Annotated in this window: 3 protein-coding genes; 2 read left to right on the top strand and 1 reads right to left on the bottom strand. The window is 69.2% G+C overall.

Annotated elements, in window-relative coordinates; translation table 11 throughout:
• A partial coding sequence (locus tag AC27KI_RS19175) for a LodA/GoxA family CTQ-dependent oxidase (protein WP_487115296.1) occupies positions 1–2,969 on the bottom strand: 2,969 nt, incomplete at its 3' end.
• Positions 2,970–3,312: 343 nt separating this feature from the next.
• On the opposite strand from AC27KI_RS19175, the gene AC27KI_RS19180 reads away from it, so the two are divergent.
• The gene (locus tag AC27KI_RS19180) at positions 3,313–3,945 is read left to right on the top strand and encodes a superoxide dismutase (protein ID WP_487115298.1); all 633 of its coding nucleotides are present in this window, start codon (positions 3,313–3,315) and stop codon (positions 3,943–3,945) included.
• An 88-nt stretch (positions 3,946–4,033) separates the two neighbouring features.
• Positions 4,034–4,560 (top strand): ZIP family metal transporter (locus tag AC27KI_RS19185; protein WP_487115300.1); only part of this gene is annotated, 527 nt, incomplete at its 3' end.

Consider the following 4,560-nt stretch of genomic DNA (forward strand, 5'->3'; position numbering starts at 1 on the left):
ACGGCGGCGGCGCCCAGCAGGCGGGTCTGCGCGGCCAGCGCGGCGTCGCTGAGGCTGGCGGCGTCGGCGGCCGAGACATCGGGGCCGTACGACGCCACCATCATCTGCGCCGGGAAGGCCGGATCGTCCGGCACGCCCGGGCGCACTTCCACGAGCCCCATCGATCCGAAGATGCGCACCATTTCTTCCATCTGCCCGGCCGTGGTGCCGTGCAGCGGCTTGTTCCAGCTGGTGCGGTTGGAGAACGCCTCGATGCGCCGGGCCATGGGCTGCTGCGGGTCCACGACGATGGCGTAGTCCTCGGCCGTCAGCACGTGGTTGGGCACGCGGGCCGGCCAGAAGGTGGGCGCGAACGGGTCGTAGGCGGTGTCGTACCCCGCCCGGCAGTAGGCCGTGTCGGCCTGCCAGGGCAGGCCCATCCAGCGGTTGATGTCGCCGGGCCCCTGGGCATACAGCGGCCCCTGGGCCGACAGCGCGGTGGCTTGGTCGAGCGTGGGCCCATAGCTGGGCTCGGCCGTGCCCGCCGGACGCTGGCGGATGCGGAACGGGCGGCTGTACAGCGTCAGATGGCGCATGGGCCAGGTCATTTCGCAGCCGGGGTGGAAGGCGTCGGCCAGGCAGAACTCCAGCGCCGCCCGGTCCAGCGTGGCGGGCTGCTGCGCGAGCGGCACCGCGTCGATGCTGGCCGGCAGCTGGCGGCCGGCATCCCAGTCGGAGACGAAGTCGCCTTGCACCCAGCGCGCCAGCACATTGCTCTGCGTCTGGCTGATGCTGGCGTTCTGGCGCGGGCTCTGGCCTGCGGGCACCGTCATCGCATCGCCGTACAGCCAGGGCCAGGGCATCTGGTTGCCGTCCGGTGGGCTGGGGGGGCGGAAGCTGTTGAACACCTGCCGGCGCAGTTCGGCGTTGCGGTCATAGCCGCCTGCGGGGGGCAGGGCGGAGAGCCGCTCGATCAGCGCGGGGTTCTCGAAGTCGTACTGCCCCTGGTGGCCGAACAGGGTGGCGAAGCCCTGGTTCACCCATTGCAGGCCCGACAGGCGCTGCAGGATGGGGTACACGTCGTCGGCGAACGAGATCGTGGCCGGCGCGGGCAGCCAGCCGGCCTGGACGTACAGGTCCTGCAGCAGGTCGTACAGCGTGCGCTGGGTCTTGACCTGCGGTGCGTAGTTGGGCGGGGCGGTCACCACCCAGGCGGATTCCACAGGAATCTCCTGGCCCTCGATGCGCACCGTGGCCGAGACCGGGCCGTCGCAGGTGTCGTCGTACCAGCCGTCGGCGTTGATGAACGAGTCGCCGTCGGCCGGGTTGAAGATCGGGCTGCCCGTGGGCGAGGCCGAGACGCCGTGGCCGGGCAGGAACACCAGCCGGCCGCTGGCGTCGGTCTGCAGCTCGCCGATCTTGACCGGCACGCCGGTGAACTGCCCGGTGCAGGGCACCGGCGCCGCGTTGCGGCCCGCGATGCGCTGCACGCCCGCGTCGATGACCAGCGTGTCGCGCGCGGCGTTCTTGGCATTGCGCAGCGGCAGCTGGGTTTTGGCCGCCTCCGGAATGTCGAGCGCGATCTGCCACTGGTACCAGGCCGCCTTGCTGTTGGCGACGTGCACGGACCATTCGATGTCGGCCCAGTCGGCGGTCAGCTCGCGCACCACGTCGCCCGCGGCGTTGTAGCCGTAGATGCGGAACTGCGCGGCCTCGCGCTTGAGCGCGCCGGTGGCATCGCGGTAAAAGCCCTGGGGCTGCGGCGGCGGGTTCACCACCTGAGGGCCCAGATAGAACGCTGTCTCGCTGTTGCCCACCCGGGCGATGCCGATTGCCGGGTGGACGGCGGCGCGCACGATGCGCGTGTCCTTCGCGGCGGGATAGTCCACGCCGGGCGCGTACTGCGCCGGACGGGGCACCACGGGCTCGCCCAGCGGCACGCCGTTCACGTTGCGGCGGTTTTCGGACGAGGCCCGGTACACGGCCTTGCGCGCCTCGGCGATGCTGCCCATGGGCATGTGCTCGGGCAGGGCATGCCAGGGGTTGTAGGCCAGGTTTTCGCCGTAGCCCGACTGGCCGCGGGCGTCCAGGTCCTGCTGGGGCAGCTCCAGGATGCCGACCTCGATCGGCAAGCTGGCCTGCTCGCTCCAGCGCACCGTGGCGGCGTCGAGCGGCATGTCATGGTCGTTGGTCTGGAACTGCACCAGGAAGCGAAAACGCGCCGGGCCCTTGCGCAGGCGGGCATGCAGGTCGGCCCGCAGGTAGAACGGGTCGTCGAAGTCCGGCGGCGCGTCGGCCGGCGGCGCCTGCACCGGCTCGATCTTGTATTTGACGAAGCGGCCCTGGCCGAAGCAGGAGGGCAGCACGCTCCAGTAGTCGGTGGCCAGCACGGAGTCCACCGTCTTTTCCATGTCGTTCAGGATCTGCGCGGTGACGGGGTGCGCCTTCAGGTAGGCATCGCCCCGGCCGTGCAGCGATTCGCAGGTGAACTCGCACATGTCCCGCGCGGTGTCGGTGAAGAACACATCGTGGTTCTGCAGGATGAAGTCGTGCGTGGTGGCGTCCTGATCAGGCTCCAGCAGCTTGCGGCCCTGCACCCCGAACAGCTTGATCGCGATGCCCGTGGTGCCCTTGAGGTCGGGGTTGCCGGGCTGCACGTCGGCCGAGAAGCGCACCCACACCGGGTACTGCGGTGCCTGTCCGAACACGCCGACCCGCAGCTCGGGCGGCAGGTTCGGATCGATGGTGAACTGGCCATGCGCCACGCCGTGCAGGCGCAGGAACACCGGCCGCGTGGCCGGGTCGCGGCCCGCCGCCATGCCCTTGCCCTGGAAATAGTCCACGAACAGCTGTTGGAGCCCGGCCACCGGATCGCTGTCGCAGCAGCAGGGGCTGGGCGGCAAGGTCGGGGGCAGGGTGATGGGTGTGGCGGCGCAGGTGCTGGTGCTGGTGGCGGCCGACGGCGCGGGTGGAACTGACGTGCTTTTCATCGCAACCCTCCTTTGTTTTATGGATCGTCCTGGACGATGTAACGCTCCCTCCCGAAAAGGCCGGCGTGAACGCCGTGCGCTTTGGGACCCGAACATTCTGCGGGGGAACGGCAGGGGGAATATTCAGGGTTTCCACCCGGTGGAAAAAGAGCGACGCCACGGCGCAGCGCGTGTATGCAGGCGCAAATCCCACAAAACCCTGCGCAAAACCGTGCCATCATCGTGGTGAATGAAAATAATTATCATTTCCAAAGACAGGGTTTTCTGTGAAGACCACCGTCCAGAGACCGTTCCCCGGTCGCCCGGTCACCCGTTTCCGCTCCCTTTGTAGAAAGTGAAAACCATGCCCCATACGCTTCCCGCTCTGCCCTATGCCTACGACGCGCTCGAACCCCACATCGATGCGCAGACCATGGAAATCCACCACACCAAGCACCACCAGACCTACGTCAACAACCTGAACGCTGCGCTGGAAGGCACGCCGCAGGCCGACCTGGCCATCGAGGCGCTGGTGGCCCAGGTGCAGACGCTGCCCGAGAAGCTGCAAGCGCCCGTGCGCAACAACGGTGGCGGGCATGCCAACCACAGCCTGTTCTGGACCGTGATGGCGCCAGCGGGCCAGGGCGGCGGCGGGCAGCCCTCCGGCGCGCTGGCGCAGGCCATCGATGCGGAGCTGGGCGGGTTCGACGCCTTCAAGGAGGCCTTCACCAAGGCCGCGCTCACGCGCTTCGGCAGCGGCTGGGCCTGGCTGTCCGTCACGCCCGGCGGCCAGCTCGCGGTGGAGAGCAGCGGCAACCAGGACAGCCCGCTCATGGCAGGCCTGCTGTCGGGCAACACGCCCATCCTGGGCCTGGACGTGTGGGAGCACGCCTACTACCTGAAGTACCAAAACCGCCGCCCGGAATACATCGCCGCGTTCTATAACGTCGTGGACTGGGCCGAAGTGGCCCGCCGCTACGCGAAGGCCCGCGGTTGACGCCAGGCGAGGGCCGCAGCGATTCTTCGTTCTGACGGCGCTCCCCGTTTCCGATCCATCGATCCACCCTCCGACCAGGGCCTTGCACATGAACGCTGACGACACACTCACCGGACGCACCGGCTGGCGCATGCGCAGATGGATGGGGGTGGCCATCGTGCTGGCCGGCGTCCTGGTGCTGAGCCGGCAGTTCTTCCAATTCCTGGCCGACAACCCGCGCGTGGAGCAGGCCTGGCACGGGGGGCTGGTGGCGGCCCTGGCGACCGCGCTGGGCACGCTGCCGGTGGTGTTCTCGCAGCGGCTGTCCGAGCGGGTGCAGGACACGCTGTTCGGCTTCGGCGCCGGGGTGATGCTGGCCGCCTGCTCGTTCTCGCTCATCATTCCCGGCATTGCCGCGGCCCAGTCGGCGGGCGCGGGGGCCTGGGGCGCGGGCGGCATCATCGGCACCTCCATCCTGCTGGGCGGACTCGCGTTGCTGGTCATGGAGCGGCTGCTGCCGCACGAGCATTTCATCAAGGGCGTGGAGGGCGGCCCGTCGCCGCGCACGCTGCGGCGCACCTGGCTGTTCGTCTTCGCGATCGCGCTGCACAACCTGCCCGAGGGCCTGGCCATCGG

The sequence above is a fragment of the Acidovorax sp. KPB24-03 genome, assembly GCF_057546605.1.

Bases quoted from the DNA above. Each gene is read 5' to 3' on its own strand.
- AC27KI_RS19180 (WP_487115298.1), top strand. From the start codon at position 3,313: ATGCCCCATACGCTTCCCGCTCTGCCCTATGCCTACGACGCGCTCGAA.